Here is a 23,630-nt window from a genome sequence, read left to right as displayed (position 1 = left end):
TTGTCAGACTACTTCGGTAGCAAATCCCGATGAAGCGTCAAGAATCACCGCTCCTTTAGGACGGTGAGCATTTCAAATAAGGCTCCAGTAAATCAGCAAATCATAACTTGTATAAAACAGATTTTGATACTTCAATATTTCTTTTTTGACAGTGGTTAATACCTGTGTTTTGTGTTTTTGGGTTTTTAGCCAAGGAATATGGACTCGCTCTACGGCTTCAATTAGAGAGCGTTGAATATTCTGATAATGATCGTCTATTGTCTGGAGAAGCTCTGAATGCGCCTGCACCCCTAAAATCTCATTGACTTCTTTGGTTGTTGAAAGAGTTGCTAGTACCTTCTCAAAGTTTTTAGTTTCTAGCTTCTCAAAAATTTTTATATCTTCTGGTAACAAGAAATTGCCACCATTATTTTGTAATGATGCCTCTTGATACAGGGATGAATCTTTGAAACGATTCCACACTGCACAACTAAAACCTTTGCCCAGCAAAAGACTGGTTTCCTTGTTTTCAAAATCTTCTCGAATATCTTCCCATGAAACTAATTTTTTACTCATTTTTGTACCTATCGTTAACAAAAATATCCAAAAATTTAACTGTTGCATTTATTCCAATCTATCCTAACATATATTTTTTAAATTGACAATCCTAAAAACTCATAAAATATCACCAAATAACTTAATAAGTCACATTAAAGATGAAACTCTTCTCACGATTCCACCTGTGTTAAAACAGTATGTTAAACTGGTGGCATAATAGTCTTAAATATCTAGCTAAATGAGAGCAAACCACGATGGAACTCCTACCAAACCTAAACTAATGCTCACTTTCGATCGATTCATCAAGCAACTTCTAGATGAAGACGGACGTTATGAACTGGTTAATGGAGAAATTGTCAAAATCTTACCAACAATAAGACTGCACGAAAATGTAGCTGATTTTATTGAAAATACGTTCCAAGACGAGGTAAAAATACTCAACCTGAATTACAGGGTATCTGGCCGAATTGTAGTCAGGACATTAACCCCGAATGGTAAAGAACAAGGCCGCCATCCTGATGTTACAGTAGTAGACAAAAACCTCTGGGAATCGCAGCCGTTCGCCTATTCAGCCCTAACTGAACCCCCACAATTAGTTGTAGAAGTTGTCTCAACAAATTGGGAAGATGATTATATCGACAAGCTGGATGAATATCAGCGGCTGGGAATTTCTGAATATTGGATTGTCGATTATTTAGCTTTGGGTAGCAGGAACTATTTGGGCAACCCGAAAGAGCCGACAGTTTTTGTTTACCTGCTCGATGAAAATGGGGTTTATCAAATGACTGCTTACCGAGGGATCGATCGCATTATATCCCGAACTTTCCCAGAATTAGCATTGACAGCAGAGCAAGTTTTGGATGTATGATATCAAATTCAGCTTAAATATCGGTTTATCTCGTTTATGAACAGGCAAGATGCCTGTTCCACAAGAAAATTCACTCTTTGTGGAACAGGCATCTTGCCTGTTTCTCACGAACTTTTCCCTTCCCTCAAACTACGATCGCATCGCCTGTTTTTGCTCCGCCTTCAAATCGCGGTTGCTAGCAGCAGCCAACTCCGCATCCAACAGCGTCTTACCAGTCGCAGCCAAATACACATCATCCAAACTCGGCCGAGATTGAGCAATCCCAAAAGTAGGCAATCCCGCATCTTTTAAAGCTTGCTGAATAGTCACCAGCGCATCGCTTTGCGGTGTTACTACTAAATTGAGAGAATTTCCTTGAGCCGCGTTGACAATTACTTCCTGCACAAAAGGCAAAGATTGCATCAGATTTTTAGCTTTTTCAGCTTCTTCGATCGGCGAAAACTCCCGAATCCGCAGAGTCACCCGATCGCCCCCAACCCGATTTTTCAACTCCTCCGGCGTGCCCTGTGCAATCACCGTACCCTTGTCAATAATCGCCACGCGATCGGCCAAAGCGTCAACTTCTTCGAGATAATGGCTGGTAATCAGCACCGTCGTACCTTCCTCCCGCAAGCGCCGCAGGAAATCCCACACCACCACCCGACTTTCAATATCGAGCCCGACAGTCGGTTCGTCTAACACCAAAACATCCGGCTGATGCAGTAATCCAGCAGCTAAGTCGAGGCGTTTGCGGATACCGCCGGAATAAGTGCCCGTCTTTTTATTTTCCCACTCCTCCAAACCGAGGAGTTTCACCATTTCGTCAATCCGCCCTTTAATCGTATTGCGCGGCAAATGGTAAAGCGCTGCTTGCAGTTGCAGGAGTTCCCGCCCCGTCAGCACCTTATCGAGAGCCACTTCTTGGGCGACGTAGCCGAGTTTTTGTCTGGCAATTCTCGGCTGACTGACAGCAGAAATGCCAGACACTTCAATGCGTCCGCTATCGGGCGCACTCAAAGTACAAAGTACCCGCAGGGTTGTGGTTTTGCCTGCACCGTTGGGGCCTAGCAAACCAAATATTTCCCCCGGTTCTACCTTGAAGGAAACATCTTTAACGGCTTCTACAGTGCCGTAGCGTTTCTGAAGATTTTCAATTAAAACGGCGGGAGCCATATATTTTGGGGATGAACTGGTTGTTAATATTTTGACACTTCCGGGCTCAAATTGCCGGAATGGTCGATCGACCAATGCGATTGGCTGTGCTTGTAACGATCGCACCATCCTCCTCAACCGGAAACAGCCTATAGTTTTGATTCTTAATATCAGTTTAAAAAATATTAATTTTCTAGCGGTTTTCAACCCTGATATTCATCAGTTTTCCCACTCTCCAATCTCCCATCTCAAATCCAAAAAATTATGAGTTTTGAGTTAATTATAACTTTTCAGTTAACAACTCAAAACTCACAAGTTTTCAACAAGTAGAGATGCACCCGAAACCTGTTATTTTATAATTATCTCTACCTATAGGCTGATGTGTAGCGAGATGTTGATGATAATTCATACTCTGGTCAAACACATCACACTTTCGAGCCCAGTATTAAACGCAAAAAACTTCCCGAAGTGGCAAGTTATGCTTGTAATGAGTTCCACAAAAAATGTAACAGTATGTCCGTGATCTCAACCCCGATATTTATCAGTCATTACCAATTCTTTAATCGAAAATCGAAAATGGTATTAACTCCCCTACAGGGAGTGGCTGCCAAGTCTTTAATCGACAATTTTTACCCAACCGCGGCGAACGTTGTACAGCAGTCGGTTGATGATGGCATACTCATCATCATTCAGTGTTCTTTCTAAGAGTGCAGATCTGAGCTGTCTCCGGTCGTGGCGAGTCACGACGCTGGAGAACATGACCTGACCAAATAACTCTTCGAGTGTCATTTGGGATACTGACATGATAAACCTCCTAGTTGATTGAGACAGATAAAATTTTAACAGGCTTGTTGTATTTGTATTATGCACTCTGGGAGTGACTTCAATGGCGATCGAAAACATTGACACAGTGTGATTTTTTGGTTAAAAATCTGTGACCAAGACTTTGATGCCAAGTGACTTGGATCTCTTAAATTTGTGATGCTTGTCACTGAAGTCAGGAGGAAGAACTCAGAAGGAAGAGGGAAAAAGACCATCAAGCGCGATCGCCAAATAATCGCTTCGCTTATCGCCCTCAAAAACTCTCCATCCCGTCCTGACAGCTTTTCAACCTTATTTTTCCCTATGCCAATTTTCCAGCTAATTGAGGCATCGGTCAATAGTCGCCACAACCGACTCGGCCAACTCTTTCAGCGCGTAACCCCCCTCCAAACCAAAGGCGATGCGACGGGTGATTTGCAGGCAGTATCCGGTGAAAGTACCGAAATCTGACGGCATCAGAGTCATACTCGCCAGCGGATCGGACGCAGTAGCGTCATAACCAGCGCTGACAATCAACAAATCCGGTTCAAATTTGGACAAAAAAGGCACGACAAGAGATTCAAAGGCGCTCAGGTATTCAGCTATGCCACCGCCCGGATACAGGGGAATGTTCAGCACGTTCTCGTAGATGCCTCGCTCCTCGGCATCTCCTGTTCCCGGATAGCACGGAGATTGGTGCAGGGAACAGTAGGCAATTTGGCGGCAGTTTTCCACCAAAGATTGAGTGCCGTTGCCGTGGTGCACGTCCCAGTCGAGGACAGCGACGCGGTTGATTCCCGGCTGTTCCAGGGCGTAGTGAGCAGCGATCGCAGCATTGGAAAACAAGCAAAAACCCATCGCGCGGGCGTTTTCGGCGTGGTGTCCCGGCGGCCTGGCCAGCACAAAAGCCGGTTCCCCCGCAGCCACCACTCGATCGACCCCATCGAGCCAAGCACTCGCCGCTAGCAGCGCTACATCGTAACTTTCAGCAGAAATCGGCGTATCGCCGTCGAGGTAGCCGCCTCCCCGATGAGCCAAATGTTCGATTTCTTTGATGTATCTTTGCGCGTGAACTTTTTTGATAGCCGAGAACAGTTGTTGTTCGCGCTGCGCCACTGGGGTGGGCAGTTGCCACTGAATTTGATCCGCCCAGGGAGCAGCTTTCAGAGCGTTGACGATCGCCGTTAAACGTTCTGGTCGCTCTGGGTGAAGCATTCCAGTCTTGTGCAGCAAGAAATCTTCGGAGTAGATGACGGGTAGCATCGGCTGATTTTAGATTTTAGATTTTAGATTTTAGATTTTTAGTTGGCTTTAAGAAGGCCTTCGGTTTTGTGAAATTAAAATTTCGATCTAGTAACCATTTTAATTTCTTATATGGGCGTCAAAAAAGTCACGAAAGCATGAAAGCCTTCAGCCTAAAAAAACCTTTCTAGCTTTTGCCAACTGCTGAAAAAATCACCAACTGACAAATTATCAATTGTGCTTGTTTCGTCCCTTAATTTTTCTGGCAACTTTCCCATAAAGTCAAAGGCAAATTGTGATATAATTTCAGGAGTAATTTGCAATATTTGGCAGCTCTACTGAATCCAAACCGATTTTATCGCATTTTTGAGATTTATAGCGGTCAAATTTAAATTTTTAACGGAGTTTTTCAACCTATGAGCACCTCTGAGTCGCGGATAATCCCGACGGATCTGGGTAATGAGATGTCCCGATCGTACTTGGAATACGCCATGAGCGTAATTGTCGGTCGGGCGCTACCAGATGCCAGGGACGGTCTCAAGCCCGTTCACCGACGCATTCTCTACGCCATGAACGAATTAGGCTTGACTCCCGATCGACCTTTCCGCAAATGCGCCCGCGTCGTGGGGGAGGTGCTGGGCAAGTATCACCCGCACGGAGATACAGCGGTTTACGACGCCCTGGTGCGGATGGCTCAGGATTTCTCCATGCGGGAACGCCTGATCAACGGCCACGGCAACTTCGGCTCCGTTGACAACGACCCGCCCGCTGCGATGCGTTACACCGAGTGTCGCCTGACAGCTCTCACTAGCGACTCCATGCTGCGCGACATCGACTCGGAAACAGTTGATTTCGGCGATAACTTCGATGGTTCCCAGCAAGAACCCCTCGTACTCCCGGCACGCATTCCCCAAATTTTGCTCAACGGTTCCTCCGGGATTGCTGTAGGGATGGCAACCAACATTCCCCCGCACAATTTAGGCGAAATAATTGACGGTTTATTAGCACTAATTCACAATCCAGCAATTACTGACCTGGAATTGATGCAGTACATCCCCGGCCCGGACTTTCCCACCGGAGGACAAATTCTGGGTAGAGGCGGCATTCGCGATGCTTACACCACCGGTCGCGGTTCGATTACAATGCGCGGAGTCGCCGGCATTGAAACCATCGAACATCCCGGCCGCCCCGACAAAGAAGCAATTATTATCACCGAATTGCCTTACCAAACAAACAAAGCAGCGCTAATTGAGAAAATTGCCGAACTTGTCAACGACAAAAGATTAGATGGAATTTCCGACATTCGCGACGAAAGCGATAGAGACGGAATGCGGATCGTGATCGAACTCAAGCGCGACGCCTATCCCCGCGTCGTCCTCAACAACCTCTACAAACAAACACCCCTCCAAGCCAACTTTGGAGCCAATATGTTAGCGCTAGTAAACGGGGAACCCCAACTACTTACGCTCTCCCAATTCCTCAATGTCTTCCTAGACTTCCGCATTGAGACAATTACTCGCCGGACTCAATATGAGCTCCGCAAAGCAGAAGAACGCGACCACCTTCTGCAAGGCTTATTAATTGCCTTAGACAACTTAGATGCAATTATTCACCTAATTCGCGCCGCTGCCGACTCCGCAGCAGCGAAACAAGAATTGATGGATAATTATGGTCTTTCGGAACAGCAATCCGACGCAATTCTGCAAATGCAGCTCCGGCGTTTGACAGCATTAGAAGCGCAAAAGATTCAGCAAGAACACGAAGAACTGCGAGCTAAAATCGCCGATTTGGAAGATATCTTAGCGCGCCGGGAACGCATCTTAGAAATCGCCGAATTTGAAGCAGTCGAAATCCAAACCAAAATCGCCACTCCTAGGCGCAGCGTCATCGAACACGCCGAAGGAGAAATTGATGAAAGAGATTTAATTGCCAACGAACAAGCAATTATTCTGATCACAGAGCAAGGCTACATCAAGCGGATGCCTGTCAGCACTTTCGAGGCCCAAAGTCGCGCTACTCGCGGCAAAGCAGGCGCGAAAATGAAAGAAGACGACGGAGTAGAACATTTCCTTTCTTGTTGCGATCATGACAGCGTTTTGTTCTTCAGCGACAGGGGCGTAGTTTACTCTGTCAAAGCTTATCAAATTCCCATCTGTTCCCGGACGGCCCGCGGCACTCCCGTGGTGCAACTGTTGCCGATTCCTATAGAAGAAAAAATCACTTCTATGGTGTCAGTGACAGAATTCACCAGCGAAGAATACTTGGTAATGCTGACTCGCGGCGGCTACATCAAGAAAACCGCACTTTCCGCTTTTGGCAACATCCGCACTAATGGATTAATCGCGATTTCTCTAGAAGAAGGCGACCAACTGCGCTGGGTACGGAGAGCAAAAGTGGGTGACAGCATCATCATCGGTACGCGCCAAGGCATGGCAATTCATTTCCGCACCAATCACGAACAGTTGCGCCCAGTCGGCCGCGCGACGCGGGGTGTAAAATCAATGAAATTGCGATCGGGCGATGAGTTGATCAGTATGGACATTTTGCCCAGTTCAATTGTTGCCGAAATTGCTGAATTGGAAACTGAAGACTCGGAATTTGAGGGAGCTAATATTGCTCTATTAGAAACTGAAGATTCGGAATTTGAAGGGGCAGAACTTGCTGAATTGGAAACGGAAGATGCGGAATTGGAAGACGAAGAATTAGAACTGCAAGCCGAGGAAATTGAAGGCGAAGAAGCCGAAGAAATTCCGACAGTTAGCAGCGAAGTTCCTTCGGTGTTGGTAATCACCACCAACGGCTACGGCAAGCGGGTTCCAGTTTCTCAATTCCGCCTACAAAGACGGGCGGGCAAGGGATTGACGGCTACTAAATTTAAGTCGAAAAAGGGTAAGGATCAGGTAGCTGCGCTGCGAATTGTCAACGAAGATGACGAGTTGATGATCATTACCAACCGAGGTATTATTATCCGTCAGGCTGTGAGTGCAATTTCTACCCAATCGCGCACAGCAACGGGTGTGCGGGTGCAGCGGTTGGACGAGGATGATTCGATCGTAGCTGTGGCTTTAGTGCCGGCTGCTGGTGAAGAATCGATCGAAGAATCGGAATCTGAGGAAGTGGCAGAAGAGTCATAGGTTAATAGTTTGTAAGGTGCGCGCTGCGTACCTTACTGCTGAATGGTAAAAATGCGATCGTCTATTCCCGGTTTCTCCCTCCAAGACGGGTCAACATTTAATACTAATTGTGAAAAAATATCTGTAGGGACACGGCCTTGCCATGTCCGGCGCTTGAATCGTTGACAATCGATCCGATAATTGCTATAGCATAATAGAATCAAAAAATTAATAGCAAAAGTCTGTAAAAATGCCTTATTTAACAGCAGCAAACGACATCAAAGCACTCATCACTAAATTTTCCCAAGCTAAAATCCTGTGGGTTGACACAGAAATAGCAGACTATAAATCCAACCCCAGATTATCTCTGATTCAGGTGTTAGCTGACTCCACAGATTCTAGTGGAGATGCCACTTTTATACTTGATGTATTGGATAAACCAGAATTGGCAAAAGATTTCATTAACCAAATCATGGTAAATCCAGATATTGAAAAAGTATTGCACAACGCCAGCTATGACATCAGATTTCTAGGCAATGACGACGCTCAAAATGTCAGTTGCACATTGCAAATGGCGAGAAAGATTCCAGCTTACATTCTGCCCTTACCTAATCGACAACTCAAAACTTTAATAGAAACACTTTGCGGCATTGCTTATGTAGATAAAACAGAACAAAGCGGCGATTGGGCAAAGCGTCCTCTGACGCAGAAGCAGCTAGAATATGCCAAGATGGACGCGGTTTATTTAGCTGGAGTGCATCGCCGCCTGCTAGAAATTCTTGCCCAATGTTACCCCGAACCCGCAACGGAAAACTTGACAGCATTGGGCGAAAAATATCAGGAAATAGAATCTCAGTGGAAGCCACTAGATTCAGAAATCGCTGAAGTGAAAGAACGCCTTAAAGCAGGGATGCTAGCCCAAAAGCTCAAAGACAGTTCTTATTTTGAGCTTTCCAGTTCGATAACGATGAAAGTAGATTTTCTCACCCTGGCCAGACTGACGCAAACTGAGGGAATTGAGTTAAATTTTCCGGTAACGCTGACGAAAGAAATTCAAAAACAGTTAGGCAAACTCATCGCTCATCCATCTTTGGAAGTGGAGGATATTGCTAGTTTGCGGTTAAATTCTAATGTACAGCAACGGCGGAAATCTACTAAGAAAATTGCGCCGGAACCGGAGAGTGATGATTTAACTGCATTGGGTGAAAGGTACAAAGAAATTTTGCCTGAATGGAAGTTGCTGGATTCAGAAGTTGAGCATCTCAAAGAACGAATTAAAAAAGCAATGTTGGTGCAAAATGAGGAAAATACTCCCCATTTTAAGTTATCCAGTTCCTCAATTTTGAAGGTAGATTTTGCTAGCTTGGCAAAACTTGCCCTATCTGTGGGAGTTGAGTTAGATTTTATGGTGACGCTGACTCAATACATCCAAAAGCGGTTAGGGGAAGCAATTAACAAAATTGATGTGCAAATTGAGTATCTTACGAGTTGGCGGATGACGGCTAAGACTATGGAAGAGGAAGATGATGATGAAATCCCTTTTTAACTACTAAAATATGACGTTTCCTCTCATTTTTCTGTGTTATCAAGGGTTTGGGAGCGCGAGAAAGAGGTCTAGGAACAAGACCGCATAATAATGGTTGCAGCCTGTCTACCCTGTTGATAAAAGCGACGTTTATTACGAGTTAAATTCATTAACTGTTGTACAGATTCAGAATATTTATCCAAATAATTCACCCAGTCCTCTCCATCTTGCGCCAACGCATCCATGTAATCCGTCTGTGGTATTTTTTGCTTTGTTCTTTAGGTGGAACTTCCCCCTTTGGGGCCGGGCTGTTTCATTCGACCTAGGGGCAAACCCCCCGTGGTTGCCCCGATATTTGAAACACCGATTCCCTCGTCCGTGGAGGGGGTAGGCACGGGGGCACTACCCCTACAAAACGATGATTTCCCTGAGAATGAAACAGCCCTACCTGCAGCCAAGTCCGATCGCCGAGACTTCCAAATTGCTGTTTCCAAGTTTGCGCGTTTGCATGATTAGTCCTTCGAGGTTCCACCTGGGTTATTCAGATTTAAGGGATGCCATATCGATACAGAAGCGGTATTTCACATCGGACTTGAGCAGTCTTTCGTAGGCTTCATTGACCTTCTGGATGGGGATGACTTCAACATCGGCGGTGATGTTATGTTCGCCGCAGAAGTCGAGCATCTCCTGGGTTTCCGCGATGCCGCCGATGTTAGAGCCGGAGAGACTGCGGCGGGCCATGATCAGGCTGAATGCCGCGACCTCCAGGGGCTTCTCAGGTGCGCCGACAAGGGTGATGTTGCCGTCGAGGCGAAGCAGGTTGAGATAGGCGTTGATGTCGTGATTGGCGGAGACGGTATCGAGAATGAAATCGAAGCTGCCAGCGTGCTTTTGCATTTCGTCGGCATTGCGGGAGACGACCACTTCGTCGGCACCGAGGCGCAGCGCGTCTTCCTTTTTGTTGGGCGAGGTGGTGAAAACGACGACGTGGGCTCCGAATGCACGGGCGAACTTCACACCCATGTGGCCTAGCCCGCCGATACCAACCACGCCGACCTTCTTGCCCTTGGTGACACCCCAGTGGCGCAGAGGCGAGTAGGTTGTGATTCCGGCGCACAGGAGTGGCGCGACTCCAGGGAGATCGAGGTTGGTGGGAACGCGCAGAACGAAGCGTTCATCGACGACGATGCTATCGGAGTAACCACCATAGGTGACACCTCCAAGGTGCTTGTCCGGGGAGTTGTAGGTGAGGGTCAGGTTCGGGCAGAACTGTTCAAGTCCTGTTTTGCAATTGGGACAGGTTCCATCCGAATCAACCATGCAGCCGACTCCTGCCAGATCGCCAGGCTTGTACTTCGTCACTGCCGAGCCAACCTGAGTGACCCGTCCCACCATCTCATGACCGGGAACGATCGGGTAGGTAGTAGACATGAAGTCGCTCCACTCATTACGCACCGAATGGACATCGGAGTGACAGATGCCGCAGAAGAGGATTTCGATCTGAACGTCGTGTTCGGTTGGATCGCGCCGTGCGATCGTGTCGGAGGCTAGCGGTGATGTTGCACTGGCTGCGGAATAAGCTTTCGTGTTGTACATGGGTTGATGCTCCTATTTGTTTACTTTTGGTGCCTGGTATTGTTCGTCGCTGGTCTTTTCCATCCAGTCCAGGGGCTTGCCGTCGAGTACCTCCTGAGTGGCGATATGAGTCATCGCCGTTGGCGGTGAAGGTGACGATGGCGACAATGCTTTGTTGTCTATGCGTTTAGGGTTCGATCGGGTTGGCGGCGAACATCACTGCACCGTTTGGCCGCCATCGATGACCAGGGCGTGCCCAATGACGAAGCCAGCCGCGTCGGAGCACAGCCAGAGGACAGCCTCCGCGATCTCCTCGGGCTTGCCCATCCGTCCGACCGGCTCCTCGGCAATCACCTTGGCGCGCCCTTCGTCCGTGTCGCCGGTGAAGCGACCCATCATCGGGGTGTCGATGTAGCCGGGACACACGGCGTTGACGCGGATGTTCTGCGCGGCGTAGTCGAGGGCTGCTGCCTTGGTCAGTCCGATCACGCCATGTTTCGCGGCGGTGTACGCGGGGCTGCCCTTGATGCCGATGATTCCCGCGCCCGATGACGTGTTGACGATCGCGCCGCCTCCCTGCTTGAGGATCAGCGGGATCTGGTGCTTCATGCACAGGAAAACGCCGCGGAGGTTGATGTCGATAATCCGGTTCCACTCCTCCTCCTCGTACTCGGCGGTCGGAGCTGCCTTCCTCGGCTCGATGCCCGCGTTGTTGAAGGCGAAGTCCAGCCGCCCGAAAGCCTCAACGGTCTTGTCCAGAGCCGCCTTCACGTCCTCGGTTCGCGTCACATCACACTTGACGGCGATCGCCCGACCGCCAAGTTCTTCGATCGTGTGAACTGTTTCTTGATTGCCCTGTTCTGAGATGTCAGCGACCACCACGCTGGCACCTTCACGGGCAAACGCCAGCGCCGTAGCTCGACCGATGCCGCTCGCTCCTCCGGTCACAAACGCAACCTTTCCTGTGTAGCTTCCATTCTCGTTCCTTGTCATTTTTTACTCCTTTGGGTGTTGCCCATTAGGGAAGCCTTTAAACGTGACACTGGCACCAAGTGTGCGTGCTCGATCGTGTGCCTCGAACAGGGGGTCAATGCGGACAGTGCCGGTAAAATACTCAGCCGGTCCTTTGGCCGAAGGCTGTGAGCCACTTCGTTTAATGTCCATTTCTTAATTCCTTCACTTGATGCCATTTCGGTGGCTGTCCCAATCGTAGAAATTGAGCACTTATTGCTTCTCTATCAATAGGGATGGATTTTTTAATAAGCAAGGTTAGCTTTGATGGCATTTTGGTTGTCACTCAGCAGGTTTCTTGCCCAATCAAAACTGAGTTTTTTCTTAAATAAAAGTCCAGAATGCTTACAATTTGCCGGAACCATTTTTCATTGCTTTAGCTTCATTCTAAGAATCCTCAAGGGCAAGCAATAGAACGATCGTCTAAGATTGTTGTACAATCCTGCAAACTTAGAAACGAACGCTGCCAAAACGAGTGAAAAGTCCGCTAGGTCGTTAATGAACGACCAGCAGGCTAAGCCCGAGGCAGATAGAGCGCAAGCCCACAGAAACGAACTGACGAATAGCCTATTGCACAGGCTATTCGTCAGTCATTAGTCATTAGTCATTCGTCATTCGTCATTCGTCAACAGTCAACAGCCAACAGTCAACAATAATTCCGGTTGCACCGGAATTGATATGAGTCCATTGGATGTGCCTCTGCTGGATGTGACTATAGCTATTCATTGCTAGTTTCAACCGAACTCAGCGCCGCTTTGAGGGTATGCCAAGCCAAAGTTGCACACTTAACCCGCATCGGATATCGGGAAACACCTTGCATGATATTGAGTTTCTCCAACGGAGGCTCAAACTGAGTATTTCCCGCTACCATCTCGCGGAACTCTTCTACCATTAAAAGCACCTGTGAAATAGTTTTACCTTTGATAGCGATCGCCATTAAGTCAGCAGAAGCAAGGCACAAAGCACAACCTGCACCTTCAAATTTAATGTCTGCAATTTTACTTTCTGCTTCATCTAGTAGCAGCGTTAAATCAACCACATCACCGCAATAGGGATTTTCTCCTCGGTGTTGACGATGTACAGGGTTAGTTTTTCCTTTGTTTTGCGGTTTTGTGGCGTGTGTCAAAATTATTTGTTGGTAAATTTGGCGATCGTTAGTTTTCATAATTTATTCACTGTTTAAAATTCTTTAATAGCAACTGCTTGTAATCGTCGGGCGTATCAATATCAATCGCTGCTTCTGGTATTAGCAGAATCAATCCTCTATCTATATATTTTTGGATTAACGCTTTTGCACCTTTATCTCCTTCAAGCTGCATCAGTTCGGGAAATAAGGCCTTGCTAAACAGGGCAGGTACACCTGTAGTTTCGTTATACTTTGAGGCAATAATTACTTTTTGCGTTTCTTGATAAGACTGAATCAATTGATTAAAAATCTGGGGAGAAACTAGCGGCTGATCTGCAAGTGAGATGATAACTGCATCAAGTTTAGAGTTAGTTTTCAGTAGCATACTCATACCAGCGCGAATAGAAGAAGACATTCCCTCTTGCCATTGGGAGTTCTCTACAACTTGCACTGCCTTTGGCATTAGTTCCGGTTTAATTTGTTCTACATAAGCTCCCAGGACTACTATGATAGGTTGGCTCATAGAAGCTAAGGCAACTTCAACCGCATGGAGTATCAGGCTGCGTCCTTGATAAGAAAGCAATTGTTTTGGTCTTCCCATGCGGGTTGCAGCTCCAGCAGCGAGAATAATTAGACCAATTTTAAATACCATACCCAAGTTTTGAATTTTTGATTATTAAGAACATACCCGTATTAGCCATTAATTATTTGATTATTGACTATTGATTGAATCATGAATTGGTACAGTGCGATTTCTTAAAAAACCACCTTGATGCTTTGCTGTTACTGCTTGAATTTCGGCGATAATCGCCAGAGCAATCTCTTCGGAATTATCTGCCCCAATGTCGAGTCCCACCGGACTATATAAATTTTGTTGCTGTTGTGGAGTCGGGATAACTCCTTCTTCTTGTAGTTCTTGCAATAATCGGGCTGTTCTTTTCTTAGGGCCAAGTACACCTAAGTATTTTAAGCCAGAAGGCAATAACACTCTCAGCAATTCCAGGTCGTCTAAATAATTATGAGTCATAACTACAGCAACAGTACGCTCATCTATCTCGATGTTTTTTAATACATCCTCAGGAGAACAAAATTTAACTCGATCGGCTTCTTGAAAACGCTTTCGGCTTGCTTCCCGTTGGCGGTTATCAACTACAGTAATATGCCACCCTAACTGTTTGCCAAAGCGAACAACGGGAAGAACGTCATACCCAGCACCCAAAATTACCAGCGACAGCGGCGGCCCAATGACTTGAATAAAAACTTCAACTTTCCCGCCTGTTAACTGATATTGTTTCCCTACCGAGGTTTTGTGTTGAAGTGCTGCTTGTGTATCCCTTAAAACCGCTGCTGCTAATTCCTCATCGCTGATGTGGTTGATGATATCTGAATTTAGTAGCAAGCGATCGCCTATTTGAGATTTGCTTTCACCCTCTATATTAAATACAGTTGCAATAGCACTCTCAAACCGAGCATCAAGGCATTTGTGGACAAAACTAATTTGGTTCGGCTCGTTTACTGGCAAGGATTCAATCAAAACATAAGCAATGCCTTGACAGCCAAGCCCCAATCCCCAAATTAAATCTTCCTCGGAGGTGGAGTCATACTTAACCACACAAGGCCTACCAGTGTTCATTACCTGCTGTGCTTTCTCAAATACATCACTTTCCAAACAGCCACCGCTAATTGCACCTACTATCAAGCCATCTGCACTCATCAACATTCGCGCACCAGGACGGCGATAAGTTGAACCTTCCACTTTAACTAAAGTTGCCAAGGCTAGCTTTTTCGTGGTGTTTTTTACTTGCTCTAAAGCAGCCATAATATCGTGTATTTCTTTCATGGCTCAGCCTAAAAATTTTTGTATTTCACTGTTTAAGTTTGATTATAAGGACTTCAGCATAGGGCACGATATAACGATACTTGCAAGTTATTGTACAATCCTGCAAAATTCTTCTTCTAAACTAATCATGGGACGAGCCTGTAAAGCTTTGGTGTGATGAGTTTTAGCTTACTTGCTTGTCCCTTTCTTATCCCGAACTCACGTTACATACAAATCACACGGTTCACGCGAACCCCGAAATCGGCATCCGGATTTGTCGTAGCGTCACCAAGCCGCTCTTGCAGCACTGCAACTGCTAAGTCCCGGCGCTTTGGGGATCGTGATGCGTCGGCAGATGCCAGCGCTGCCGCCATCTGTTCGCGCGTGAGATCGGTGCAATAGCAGGGCGTGCCTGGTTGCTGACGCCACGAATCGGCGAGCGTGCCACCGTCAAAAGCATCAAGCCCGGTGTCTTCGACGAGCGCCATCGCCACGGAGCGATCGTTCTCGCGGTCAGCAGCCACAGGGAGGGCGATACGGTCAGGACTTCCAGCAGGCTTGCCCTTAGTGGCGAAGGAGCCAGACCCGATCGCGTTCCACGCCTTGGCGATCGGCCGGCCTAGCTGTTCGACCACCCAAAGGCTCTCAACCTGCCCGGCCTCGATAGCATCGATCTTGTCGTCCCGATGGGGATAGTAATTGGACGTGTCGATGACGACTGTCTCGGCTGGTAGGTTGGCGATTAGCGGCGCGATTGTGGGAATGCGGTTGAGAGGGATCGAGAGGATCACCGCGTCAACGTCCTCCACCGCTTCAGCGGTCGAGACCGCGCGTGCGCCGAAAGCCAGCACATCGGCCTCGATGGTCTCGGGGCCGCGAGAGTTGGCCACCTTCACGTCGTGTCCGGCCTCAGCCAGTTTGCGTGCCAAAGTCTTCCCGATATGGCCAGTGCCCAAGATCCCGATGTTCATTTTTTTCGTGTTATCCATGATAAATCATCCTTTTACTGGGTTGTTTGACGGGGTATTGCCAGCCCGTTCAAGGTGTCGCGAAGCTCAGCAAGGTCTTCATCGGAGAGACGGCAGGCCGTCTCGATCTTTTCAGGGATCGAGCACGCTGCCTCGCGGAGTGCCTCGCCCGCTTCTGTCAGCTCGATAAGAACGCGGCGTTCGTCCTGTTGGTCACGGGTGCGCGTCACCAACCCCGCGCTCTCAAGGCGCTTTAACAGGGGCGTCAAGGTTCCGTTATCCATACCGAGTTCTTGCCCTACTTCCCCAACAGTGCGCGGGGTGCCCTCGTAGAGAGCCAGCATGACCAGAAACTGAGGATAGGTCAGGCCCAAAGGCTCAAGAAAGGGCCTATGAAGCCGAATGACGCGGTTCGACGCACTATAGAGGGCAAACGAAAGCTGCCTCCCCACCTGTCGCCGTTGGTTGATGTTCGAGTTGTTATCCATTTAAAAATCCAGTCAATCACTATTATATAGCACACTACATAATAGTTCAATACCTATAATTAACTTTTTTCGGGACCAGTCTTGCACCCATTCCCATGCGTTGCACCAAGGCGACGGTACGAAGATTCTTCCACACTGCCCACCGTTGCCTTGGTGCACCGTTCCCCCTGAGGTTCGCGGAGGCGATCGCCTCGACTAGCGCTGGCACTTCATTCCTCAAATGATCTGACTCACAGCAGCTTTTCCGGCGTAATCGGCAGGTCCCTGATGCGTTTGCCCGTGGCATGAAAGACAGCGTTGGCGATCGCCGCCGGGATGCCCACCATGCCGAGTTCGCCCATGCCCTTGACACCGAGCGGATTGACGACTTTATCCTCCTCCTCAACGAATATCGTATCGATCTCCAAGACATCGGCATTAACCGGCACGTGATAGTGCTGCAAATTCGGATTCATAATCCGCCCGTAACGGTGGTCGATTTCAGTCGCCTCTTGCAGCGCCATACCAATGCCCCAGACAAAGCCGCCGATTTCCTGACTGTGCGAGGCCTTCGGATTCATGATCTTGCCGCAGGCGCTCACTTCAATGGCGCGCGTAACCTGGACAGTCCCCACATCCGGATCGACCTTCACTTCAATAAACTGCGCGCCGTGGGCCAACGTCGCATACTTCTCGCGCTCCTCTGAGGGACGCGACTCGAATGTTTCCGTGATTGCGGTGAGATTATTACGCTTCATCACTGCGGAGATGTTGACCAAACGCGACGGGTCGCTTTTTAGTTGCAGTTGCCCGTCGAGCATTTCGACATCCGAGGAGGCAGCCCCCTTGAGCGGAGAATTCGCTTCCTGGTTCGCCAGCGCCAGCAACTTCGTGCCGATCGCCAGAGCCGCCCCGCGCACCGCCGAGCCGACGCTCGCCGTCGTCCAAGAGCCCCCCTGCGACGGTGACCGAGGGAACTTCGTGTCCCCGAGTTCAAATTTCACCTGCTCCAACTTCAGCCCCAGATACTCGGCAGCGATCATGGTCATCACGGTGTAGGTGCCAGGTCCGATGTCGCTGGTCGCACTTGCGACTTTGGCCGTGCCGTCCACCCCCAGCGTGATCAGGGCCGCAGCAGGCATCTGGGAAGCGCCCCAGACGCCGGTCGCCATTCCCCAACCGACGAGTAGGCGTCCGTCACGCATCGATCGCGGCTCGAACTTGCGATTCTTCCAACCGAATTTTTCCGCGCCGAGCCGGTAGCACTCCCGCAACGCCTTACTCGAAAATGGCTTGCCGCTCTCCGGGTCTACTTCGGCATAGTTGATCAGCCGAAGTTCCAGCGGGTCGATCGCCAGCGCGTAGGCCAGCTCGTCCATCGCACATTCGAGCGCGAACATACCGCTAACGGCCCCCGGTGCGCGCATCCAGGTCGGGGTGGGGAGGTCCGTGTTGGTAATCTTCAGCGGCGCGTAGAGATTCGGGCACGCGTAGACTTGGCGCGTGAAACGCGTGGTGTCGTCTGAGAACTCCTCGATGGTTGAGGTGTTGTGCACGGCTTCATGAATCATCGCGGAGAGCTTTCCCGATCGCTCCGCGGCGAGCGCGATCTTCTGAATCGTGTGCGGACGATAACCGTGGCCCGTGAACATTTGCGTGCGCGTATAGACAACCTTGACTGGGCGCTTGAGTTCGCGGGCTGCCATCGCTGTCAGCGCCGGATAATAGTTCGGGCGCAGCGACGCTCCAAAGGCCCCGCCGACGAAGGGCGAGACCACACTCACGTTTTCCTCCGGCACGCCGAAGCTCGAAGCCAAATGTGTCCGCACGGTATAGACCCCCTGCGTCTTGTCGAAGACCGTTAGCTTGTCGCCTTGCCAGACCGCGATCGCCGCGTGCGGCTCCATGGGGTTGTGGTGTTCGATCGGGATGCGGTACTCGGCCTCTACCTTCACGGCCGCTGTACGCATCGCCTCTTCGGGATTACCGCGCGGCTTCGGAGCCGGCCCTTTAGTGGGGACGCGCGCGATCGCGCGAACCGCCTCAGTGTCGGTCATGTGCTGCTGTGAGTTGTAGGAGACTTTAACGAGACGTGCCGCATAACGTGCCTGCTCGTAGGTCTCGGCGACGACGAGTGCCACAGGCTGCATATTGAAGAAGATTTTGTCAGACTGGAGCGCCCGAAACGACTTGTCTTCCTCCTCGGTGGCGCGGGGCGGGGCCTGCTCCGTGGAAGACTTCGGACCAAGCTTCGGTGCGTTCAGGTGCGTAAAGACGCGAACTACGCCTGCGGCGCCTTCAGCATCACGCGTGTCGATCGATTTAATCGTGCCCTTTGCCACGGTTCCCAGCACGATAAAACCGTAAGCGAGATTGGGAACCTGGAATTCCGCCGCGTATTTAGCCTGACCCGTAACTTTGGCTACGCCGTCCACGCGGCTCATTTCTTTTCCGATGTATCTTGCCATTTCGTTTATCCTCCCTAATTAGGCCGCGCTGCTCGTCATCGCTTGCTGCAAAGCCAGAACAATGGCGCGTTTTCCGAGTTCGACTTTATAACCGTTATGTTCAAGCGGTTTCGCATCTTTCAGAGCCGCTTCGGCAGCAGCCTCAAAAGTTTTTTCCGTCGCAGGTTTTCCGATCAAAACTCTTTCCGCTTCGGGCGAACGCCAAGGTTTATGCGCGACGCTGCCCAAAACAACACGTGCCTGTTTGATGGTGTTGCCGCTTGTTTCTAAAGCAGCAGCCACGGCAAGCAGTGCGAAAGCATAGGAAGCCCGATCGCGAACTTTTAGGTAATAAGACTTGGTGGCGAAGTTATTCTTCGGCATTTCGATCGCGACGATCAATTCCCCATGCTGAAGATTGTTATCTTTTTGGGGCGTGTTACCGGGCAAGCGATGAAAATCCTGAAGCGGGATAGTGCGTTCTTGCCCGTTCGTGCCGCGAATCCTCACTACCGCGTCCAGCGCATAAAGCGCATTCGCCATATCGCCCGGGTAAGTCGCCACGCATTTGTCGCTGTAGCCAAAAATGGCATGAATGCGATTAAGCCCCTGAAGCGCTCCGCATCCGCTACCAGGCTCGCGTTTGTTGCAGGGCATAGCGATGTCGTAAAAATACTGGCAACGGGTGCGCTGCATTAAATTTCCCCCGTTGGTCGCCATATTGCGAAGCTGCGCGGAGGCGCCGGCTAAAATCGCCATTGACAGAAGCGGGTAATTTTGCCGGATGAGTGGATGGTTGGCCGTGTCGGTATTTTTGGCTAAGGCGCCGATCGAAATTCCGTTCGAGGTCGATCGAATTTCCGCCAGATTCAAACCTGAGATGTCAACAAGTTCGCTGGGACGCTCGACGTATTCTTTCATCAAATCAATCAGATTTGTCCCGCCTGCGAGAAACTTTGCCGTTTGATTCGCGGAAACGGTGCCAACGGCGCTGGCCGCATCGGTGGCGCTGGAATATTTAAACGATTGCATCGGCTTTGCCCTCCTCGTTTAATGCAACGGCAATTTCTTCATCGCTGGCAAAATGCCAGGCCTGGGCTGTTTCGCGCCCGGACTGAACTTCTCTGATTGCCGCAACGATTCCCGGATACGCGCCGCAACGGCAAATATTACCGCTCATGCGTTCTCTGATTTCTTCATCAGAGAGTGCTACATTCTGGGCGCTCGTCTGCAAATTGTTAGTGACGTGACTCGCGTCGCCGTTTTTGGCTTCCTCCAGAAGCGCCACCGCCGAACATATCTGCCCCGGCGTGCAGTAGCCGCACTGGAAGCCGTCGTGTTTGATGAACGCCGCCTGCATCGGATGAAGATTGTCGCCGTCAGCGATCCCTTCGATGGTCGTCACCTCTTTCCCCTCGCAGCTAGCGGCAAGTGTCAGACAAGAAAGCACGCGGCGCCCGTCAACGATCACCGTACAAGCGCCGCACTGTCCTTGATCGCATCCTTTTTTGGTGCCGGTCAATCCAAGTCTTTCGCGCAGGGTGTCGAGCAGCGCCATGCGCGAATCCACTTCCAGCCGTTGGGTCGAGCCGTTGATTTTCAAAAGAACCTTAACGGCGTTTTCAACCCCAGGGGTCTGGGCGAACACGGCGTCGGGCGCAGCGGCGAGCGTGGAAAAGGCCTCCTCTTTAGCCAGCAGGTGGAAGGCGAAGGTGCCGAGTAGGGCAGCCATGCTTTGCCCCAAGAATTTGCGGCGAGCAGCGCCGGTAATACCGAGTTGGTCGAGCAGTGTTTCTTCGTCCGCGCTGAGCTGCGAATCGCTCTCGGTTGAACTGAAATCTTTCCGTTCTTGATTATCGTCCATGATGCTCCTTGCAAAATTCTCAAACAATCCCTGGACAAGTGTTTGTTTTTCGCGCCGACTATTCTAACGGTCTGCACCCACCGCAGGCGCTTGTGTGCCTTCGCTCGGGCGTCCTGTGCTCTCGAAGACTTCCTTAGCCACGTCAATCGCGGTAACTGCGTTAGGCCAGCCCGCGTAAAACGCCAAGTGGGTAATGGTCTCGATCAACTCGTCTTGGGTCAGGCCATTTTCGCGGGCTTTGGCGAGGTGAAATCGAAGCTGGTCGGGACGGTTCATCGCGATCAGCGCGCTGACGGTCACCAGGCTGCGATCGCGCTTTGATAGCTGAGGACGTTCCCAGACATCACCAAATAGCACGTTGTCAGTAAGCTCGACTAACTTGGGGGCGATGTCGCCGAACGCTCTTTGGGCCGGCGTCGGTTGCACGCTGACAGCGGGGACGGAGCGTGCAGGCGCAGCGGATGCCGATCGTTGCGCCTGGACTGGCGTGCCGTACTGCTCGTCGCTGACCTTTTCCATCCAGTCGGTGCTCTTGCCGTCGAGCTGTTCCACGATCGCGATATGCGTCATTGGCGTATTTGGCGAGGCTCCGTGCCAGTGTTTCTGACCTGGCGGAATCCGGACGACATCTCCTGGCCGAATCTCCTCGATCGGTCCCCCCCAGCTCTGCACCCGCCCGACGCCCGCTGTCACGATCAGGGTCTGACCGAGCGGATGGGTGTGCCATGCCGATCGAGCACCAGGCTCAAATGTAACGTTGGCGCCAGACGTGTCTGCTGGATCGTTCGCCTGGAACAGAGGATCGACGCGCACCGAACCCGTGAAATTTTCGGCTGGTCCTTTCCGCGAGGGCACAGAGCCGCTTCGCGTGATGTTGATTGTCTGCGAATCTTGCATTGGCGCGGTCTGGGGAGCACCGGACCCCTCGGCGGTTCCTGCCGGATTTGCTTGGGCCGAGGCCGAAGCGAGCAGAGAAAGCGATATGACCGTTGCGGTGAGCAGTTTCATCCTTTGAATTCCTTTGGCTACCCCCAATTGTAGAGATCGAGCACTTAGCGCCTGCTCTATCAATAGGGATGAATTTTTTAAGAAGCAAGGTTCGCCTTGATGCCCTTTTGGTTGTCAGTAGGCGAATCTCTTGCCCAATCAAAACTGAGTTTTCTATTAAATAAAAGTCCAGAATGCTTACAAGAAGCCGAAATGGTTTTTCATTGCTTTAGCTTCATTCTAAAAATCCTCAAGGGCAAGGAATAGGACGATCGTCTAAGATTGTTGTACAATCCTGCAAACTTAGAAATAAACGCTGCCAAAACGAGTGGAAAGCCCGATATGGAGTTAATCAACAACGACCAGCAGGCAAAGCGCGAGGCAGATAGAGCGCAAGCCCACAGAGACGAACTGACCCAGCGGATTGCACAGGCGATTCGTCATGATGGGACGATTGAGCGGCTCAAAGGATTGCACTTCTACCGCTTCTCCTCACCTTCGGAATGCGTTCATAGTGTCTCTATCCCTGCCTTTTGTGCGATCGCCCAGGGCAGTAAAGAAGTGCTTCTGGGCTGCGATCGCTATCTGTACGACCCTTTGCATTATTTGCTGTCTACGGTCAAACTGCCGATTGCCAGCCAAATTCAGGAAGCGTCTAAGGCGCTACCGTACCTTGGCCTTCGCCTCGATCTCGACCCCACTCTTGTTGGTTCAGTCATGGTTGAGGCGGGCGATCCCTCACCACAAAGGGATGCCAATGTGAAAGCGATTAACGTAAGTCCGTTGGATGCAAATCTTTTGGACGCTGTGGTGCGGCTTGTCAGGCTTCTAGATTCCCCTGCTGAAGCTAATGTTCTGGCACCACTGATTAAGCGGGAAATTATTTACCGACTGCTGATGGGAGAGCAAGGTAGTCGGCTGCGTCATATTGCAGTTCTGGGTGGCTCTACCCACCAAATTGCTAGAGCCGTCGATCGACTTCGTAAAGACTTTAACCAGCCGCTTCGGATTGAAAGCATCGCACGAGAGCTTGGAATGAGTGTATCGAGCTTCCACCATCACTTCAAGTCTGTCACTGCCATGAGTCCCTTGCAGTTCCAGAAGCAACTGCGACTGCAGGAAGCTCGCCGTCTGATGCTGGGGCAAAACCTTGACGCTACCAGTGCAGCCTACCGTGTGGGTTATGACGATTCCTCGCACTTCAACCGAGAGTACAAGCGGCTATTTGGTATACCACCGATGCGCGATATGGAGCGGCTGCGAGAAGCTGCTAGGCAGATTGCGAGTTCAACTTGACATCCTCAAGATGCCCTAATCAGGCCAGAAATCGCTAAAACATTAGGCATTTATTGCGCTCACTGTATTTTGGGAACAAATCAACTATGGTTGGACAAATCAGAAAGTATAATAAATCTCATCTTAATCAAGTTTTAGACATATTTAAAACAGAAGAAAAATTACTAGGCTTGGTGCCTGATGATGCTTTACAGAAAGAACTAGATGATCTAAAAAAGAATTTATTGAATGGCAAAGGTGAAGATAATAATAATAAATGGTCTATTAAAGCATGGGTTATAGTGGATAGTGATGTAGTAATTGGATTTGCCTTTGCTCGTGAGTATAAGGATAAGACAAAATTAAATTCTTTATATATTTTGAAAGATTATAAACGCAAAGGCTGCGGAACTAAATTGATGAAGCAGGTTAAACAAAACTGCAAATCTCCAATTGAGTTACCAGTCTATGAGGAGAATAAAATAGCGGTTGATTTCTATAATAAACACGAGTTTTTATCTACTGGTTATGGGGTTGAACACGATCGTAAGTATCTAGTGATGACTTGGCATAAAGCTAAAATCTAAGCAATTGCACACACTCAAACTCTTGTTCTACTCCCATCATAGAAGATTTGCGATCGCTCCTTTCGTCTTGGCAACCTAACACTTGTCCCATCTACCTATTTCCTAGTCGCCACCGCTGCGCCTTTGCGGTTTATTTCAATCACCCATATTTGAGGAAGGTGGGCAAATAATGCCCACCCTATAGCGGTTCTCAAGCGTGGTGAGGTATGGGGGCGAGTCCTATGCCTATGCCCTATGCCCTATGCCCTATGCCCTATGCCCTATGCCCTATGCCCGCGAGAGCACCT

General features: G+C 49.6%; 21 protein-coding genes. 5 read left to right on the top strand and 16 right to left on the bottom strand.

The genetic code is table 11. From position 1 onward, the window contains the following. Positions 1 to 72: 72 nt before the first annotated feature. Entirely contained in the window at positions 73 to 603 is a 531-nt protein-coding gene (locus QUA74_RS22660) for a DUF4917 family protein (RefSeq protein ID WP_333333707.1), read from the bottom strand. Between the two features lie 172 nt (positions 604 to 775). Here QUA74_RS22660 and QUA74_RS22655 point away from each other — a divergent pair, with 172 nt between their 5' ends. Beyond that, positions 776 to 1,405 carry a Uma2 family endonuclease gene (locus tag QUA74_RS22655; protein ID WP_333333706.1) on the top strand — a complete coding sequence of 210 codons (630 nt, stop codon included), beginning with the start codon at positions 776 to 778 and terminating at the stop codon, positions 1,403 to 1,405. Positions 1,406 to 1,534: 129 nt separating this feature from the next. On the opposite strand, the gene QUA74_RS22650 is transcribed toward QUA74_RS22655, so the two are convergent. The 3 genes from QUA74_RS22650 to QUA74_RS22640 form a co-directional block, all read right to left on the bottom strand. Next, on the bottom strand, positions 1,535 to 2,557 hold the full coding sequence (locus QUA74_RS22650) for an ATP-binding cassette domain-containing protein (protein WP_333222266.1): 1,023 nt from the start codon (positions 2,555 to 2,557) through the stop codon (positions 1,535 to 1,537). A gap of 594 nt (positions 2,558 to 3,151) precedes the next feature. Continuing rightward, positions 3,152 to 3,340 (bottom strand): hypothetical protein, encoded by a 189-nt coding sequence (locus QUA74_RS22645; protein WP_242716917.1) that lies wholly within the window; start codon positions 3,338 to 3,340, stop codon positions 3,152 to 3,154. 336 nt (positions 3,341 to 3,676) lie between these two features. Then, entirely contained in the window at positions 3,677 to 4,600 is a 924-nt protein-coding gene (locus tag QUA74_RS22640; protein ID WP_333333704.1) for a histone deacetylase, read from the bottom strand. Between the two features lie 395 nt (positions 4,601 to 4,995). Here QUA74_RS22640 and gyrA point away from each other — a divergent pair, with 395 nt between their 5' ends. Then, positions 4,996 to 7,713, top strand: coding sequence for a DNA gyrase subunit A (gene gyrA / locus QUA74_RS22635; RefSeq protein ID WP_333333702.1), 2,718 nt, complete (start codon positions 4,996 to 4,998; stop codon positions 7,711 to 7,713). Between the two features lie 229 nt (positions 7,714 to 7,942). Beyond that, on the top strand, positions 7,943 to 9,238 hold the full coding sequence (locus QUA74_RS22630) for a ribonuclease D (RefSeq protein WP_333333700.1): 1,296 nt from the start codon (positions 7,943 to 7,945) through the stop codon (positions 9,236 to 9,238). A gap of 516 nt (positions 9,239 to 9,754) precedes the next feature. Here the strand turns inward: QUA74_RS22630 and QUA74_RS22625 are convergent. The 12 genes from QUA74_RS22625 to QUA74_RS22570 all read right to left on the bottom strand — a co-directional run bounded on the left by QUA74_RS22625 (position 9,755) and on the right by QUA74_RS22570 (position 21,502). Then, positions 9,755 to 10,813 (bottom strand): NAD(P)-dependent alcohol dehydrogenase, encoded by a 1,059-nt coding sequence (locus QUA74_RS22625; protein WP_333333698.1) that lies wholly within the window; start codon positions 10,811 to 10,813, stop codon positions 9,755 to 9,757. A 12-nt stretch (positions 10,814 to 10,825) separates the two neighbouring features. Then, positions 10,826 to 10,960: a hypothetical protein gene (locus QUA74_RS22620; protein ID WP_333333696.1), complete on the bottom strand. Its 135-nt coding sequence runs from the start codon at positions 10,958 to 10,960 to the stop codon at positions 10,826 to 10,828. A gap of 48 nt (positions 10,961 to 11,008) precedes the next feature. Further along, positions 11,009 to 11,785 (bottom strand): SDR family oxidoreductase, encoded by a 777-nt coding sequence (locus tag QUA74_RS22615; RefSeq protein WP_333333694.1) that lies wholly within the window; start codon positions 11,783 to 11,785, stop codon positions 11,009 to 11,011. Between the two features lie 736 nt (positions 11,786 to 12,521). After that, positions 12,522 to 12,968: a Fe-S cluster assembly sulfur transfer protein SufU gene (gene sufU / locus QUA74_RS22610; RefSeq protein WP_333333693.1), complete on the bottom strand. Its 447-nt coding sequence runs from the start codon at positions 12,966 to 12,968 to the stop codon at positions 12,522 to 12,524. Between the two features lie 7 nt (positions 12,969 to 12,975). Beyond that, positions 12,976 to 13,581, bottom strand: coding sequence for a nucleotidyltransferase family protein (locus QUA74_RS22605; protein WP_333333691.1), 606 nt, complete (start codon positions 13,579 to 13,581; stop codon positions 12,976 to 12,978). A 60-nt stretch (positions 13,582 to 13,641) separates the two neighbouring features. Beyond that, the gene (locus QUA74_RS22600) at positions 13,642 to 14,769 is read right to left on the bottom strand and encodes an XdhC/CoxI family protein (protein ID WP_333333689.1); all 1,128 of its coding nucleotides are present in this window, start codon (positions 14,767 to 14,769) and stop codon (positions 13,642 to 13,644) included. A 203-nt stretch (positions 14,770 to 14,972) separates the two neighbouring features. Further along, positions 14,973 to 15,737 (bottom strand): NAD(P)-binding domain-containing protein, encoded by a 765-nt coding sequence (locus QUA74_RS22595; RefSeq protein WP_333333687.1) that lies wholly within the window; start codon positions 15,735 to 15,737, stop codon positions 14,973 to 14,975. A 14-nt stretch (positions 15,738 to 15,751) separates the two neighbouring features. Next, on the bottom strand, positions 15,752 to 16,204 hold the full coding sequence (locus tag QUA74_RS22590) for a MarR family transcriptional regulator (RefSeq protein WP_333333685.1): 453 nt from the start codon (positions 16,202 to 16,204) through the stop codon (positions 15,752 to 15,754). 230 nt (positions 16,205 to 16,434) lie between these two features. Then, positions 16,435 to 18,651, bottom strand: a complete 2,217-nt coding sequence (locus tag QUA74_RS22585) for a xanthine dehydrogenase family protein molybdopterin-binding subunit (RefSeq protein ID WP_333333683.1) — start codon at positions 18,649 to 18,651, stop codon at positions 16,435 to 16,437. An 18-nt stretch (positions 18,652 to 18,669) separates the two neighbouring features. Then, entirely contained in the window at positions 18,670 to 19,662 is a 993-nt protein-coding gene (locus QUA74_RS22580) for a xanthine dehydrogenase family protein subunit M (protein ID WP_333333681.1), read from the bottom strand. After that, the gene (locus tag QUA74_RS22575) at positions 19,649 to 20,494 is read right to left on the bottom strand and encodes a 2Fe-2S iron-sulfur cluster-binding protein (protein ID WP_333333679.1); all 846 of its coding nucleotides are present in this window, start codon (positions 20,492 to 20,494) and stop codon (positions 19,649 to 19,651) included. Before QUA74_RS22575 ends, QUA74_RS22580 begins: the two co-directional genes overlap by 14 nt. A gap of 63 nt (positions 20,495 to 20,557) precedes the next feature. Then, positions 20,558 to 21,502, bottom strand: a complete 945-nt coding sequence (locus QUA74_RS22570; protein WP_333333677.1) for a (R)-mandelonitrile lyase — start codon at positions 21,500 to 21,502, stop codon at positions 20,558 to 20,560. Between the two features lie 321 nt (positions 21,503 to 21,823). Here QUA74_RS22570 and QUA74_RS22565 point away from each other — a divergent pair, with 321 nt between their 5' ends. Together QUA74_RS22565 and QUA74_RS22560 are read left to right on the top strand one after the other, a co-directional pair. Beyond that, positions 21,824 to 22,777, top strand: a complete 954-nt coding sequence (locus tag QUA74_RS22565) for an AraC family transcriptional regulator (protein WP_333333675.1) — start codon at positions 21,824 to 21,826, stop codon at positions 22,775 to 22,777. Between the two features lie 86 nt (positions 22,778 to 22,863). Next, positions 22,864 to 23,343 (top strand): GNAT family N-acetyltransferase, encoded by a 480-nt coding sequence (locus QUA74_RS22560; protein WP_333333673.1) that lies wholly within the window; start codon positions 22,864 to 22,866, stop codon positions 23,341 to 23,343. Positions 23,344 to 23,630: the final 287 nt, after the last annotated feature.

Source organism: Microcoleus sp. LAD1_D3, from assembly GCF_036702135.1.
GTDB lineage: Bacteria > Cyanobacteriota > Cyanobacteriia > Cyanobacteriales > Microcoleaceae > Microcoleus.
This window is presented reverse-complemented; position numbering and strand designations above follow the sequence as displayed.

What these genes read in the sequence shown, in the direction of transcription:
- QUA74_RS22660 (WP_333333707.1), bottom strand. Translation starts at nt 603, where the DNA reads ATGCAACAGTTAAATTTTTGGATATTTTTGTTAACGATAGGTACAAAA.
- QUA74_RS22655 (WP_333333706.1), top strand. Translation starts at nt 776, where the DNA reads ATGAGAGCAAACCACGATGGAACTCCTACCAAACCTAAACTAATGCTC.
- QUA74_RS22650 (WP_333222266.1), bottom strand. Translation starts at nt 2,557, where the DNA reads ATGGCTCCCGCCGTTTTAATTGAAAATCTTCAGAAACGCTACGGCACT.
- QUA74_RS22645 (WP_242716917.1), bottom strand. Translation starts at nt 3,340, where the DNA reads ATGTCAGTATCCCAAATGACACTCGAAGAGTTATTTGGTCAGGTCATG.
- QUA74_RS22640 (WP_333333704.1), bottom strand. Translation starts at nt 4,600, where the DNA reads ATGCTACCCGTCATCTACTCCGAAGATTTCTTGCTGCACAAGACTGGA.
- gyrA (WP_333333702.1), top strand. Translation starts at nt 4,996, where the DNA reads ATGAGCACCTCTGAGTCGCGGATAATCCCGACGGATCTGGGTAATGAG.
- QUA74_RS22630 (WP_333333700.1), top strand. Translation starts at nt 7,943, where the DNA reads ATGCCTTATTTAACAGCAGCAAACGACATCAAAGCACTCATCACTAAA.
- QUA74_RS22625 (WP_333333698.1), bottom strand. Translation starts at nt 10,813, where the DNA reads ATGTACAACACGAAAGCTTATTCCGCAGCCAGTGCAACATCACCGCTA.
- QUA74_RS22615 (WP_333333694.1), bottom strand. Translation starts at nt 11,785, where the DNA reads ATGACAAGGAACGAGAATGGAAGCTACACAGGAAAGGTTGCGTTTGTG.
- sufU (WP_333333693.1), bottom strand. Translation starts at nt 12,968, where the DNA reads ATGAAAACTAACGATCGCCAAATTTACCAACAAATAATTTTGACACAC.
- QUA74_RS22605 (WP_333333691.1), bottom strand. Translation starts at nt 13,581, where the DNA reads ATGGTATTTAAAATTGGTCTAATTATTCTCGCTGCTGGAGCTGCAACC.
- QUA74_RS22600 (WP_333333689.1), bottom strand. Translation starts at nt 14,769, where the DNA reads ATGAAAGAAATACACGATATTATGGCTGCTTTAGAGCAAGTAAAAAAC.
- QUA74_RS22595 (WP_333333687.1), bottom strand. Translation starts at nt 15,737, where the DNA reads ATGGATAACACGAAAAAAATGAACATCGGGATCTTGGGCACTGGCCAT.
- QUA74_RS22590 (WP_333333685.1), bottom strand. Translation starts at nt 16,204, where the DNA reads ATGGATAACAACTCGAACATCAACCAACGGCGACAGGTGGGGAGGCAG.
- QUA74_RS22585 (WP_333333683.1), bottom strand. Translation starts at nt 18,651, where the DNA reads ATGGCAAGATACATCGGAAAAGAAATGAGCCGCGTGGACGGCGTAGCC.
- QUA74_RS22580 (WP_333333681.1), bottom strand. Translation starts at nt 19,662, where the DNA reads ATGCAATCGTTTAAATATTCCAGCGCCACCGATGCGGCCAGCGCCGTT.
- QUA74_RS22575 (WP_333333679.1), bottom strand. Translation starts at nt 20,494, where the DNA reads ATGGACGATAATCAAGAACGGAAAGATTTCAGTTCAACCGAGAGCGAT.
- QUA74_RS22570 (WP_333333677.1), bottom strand. Translation starts at nt 21,502, where the DNA reads ATGAAACTGCTCACCGCAACGGTCATATCGCTTTCTCTGCTCGCTTCG.
- QUA74_RS22565 (WP_333333675.1), top strand. Translation starts at nt 21,824, where the DNA reads ATGGAGTTAATCAACAACGACCAGCAGGCAAAGCGCGAGGCAGATAGA.
- QUA74_RS22560 (WP_333333673.1), top strand. Translation starts at nt 22,864, where the DNA reads ATGGTTGGACAAATCAGAAAGTATAATAAATCTCATCTTAATCAAGTT.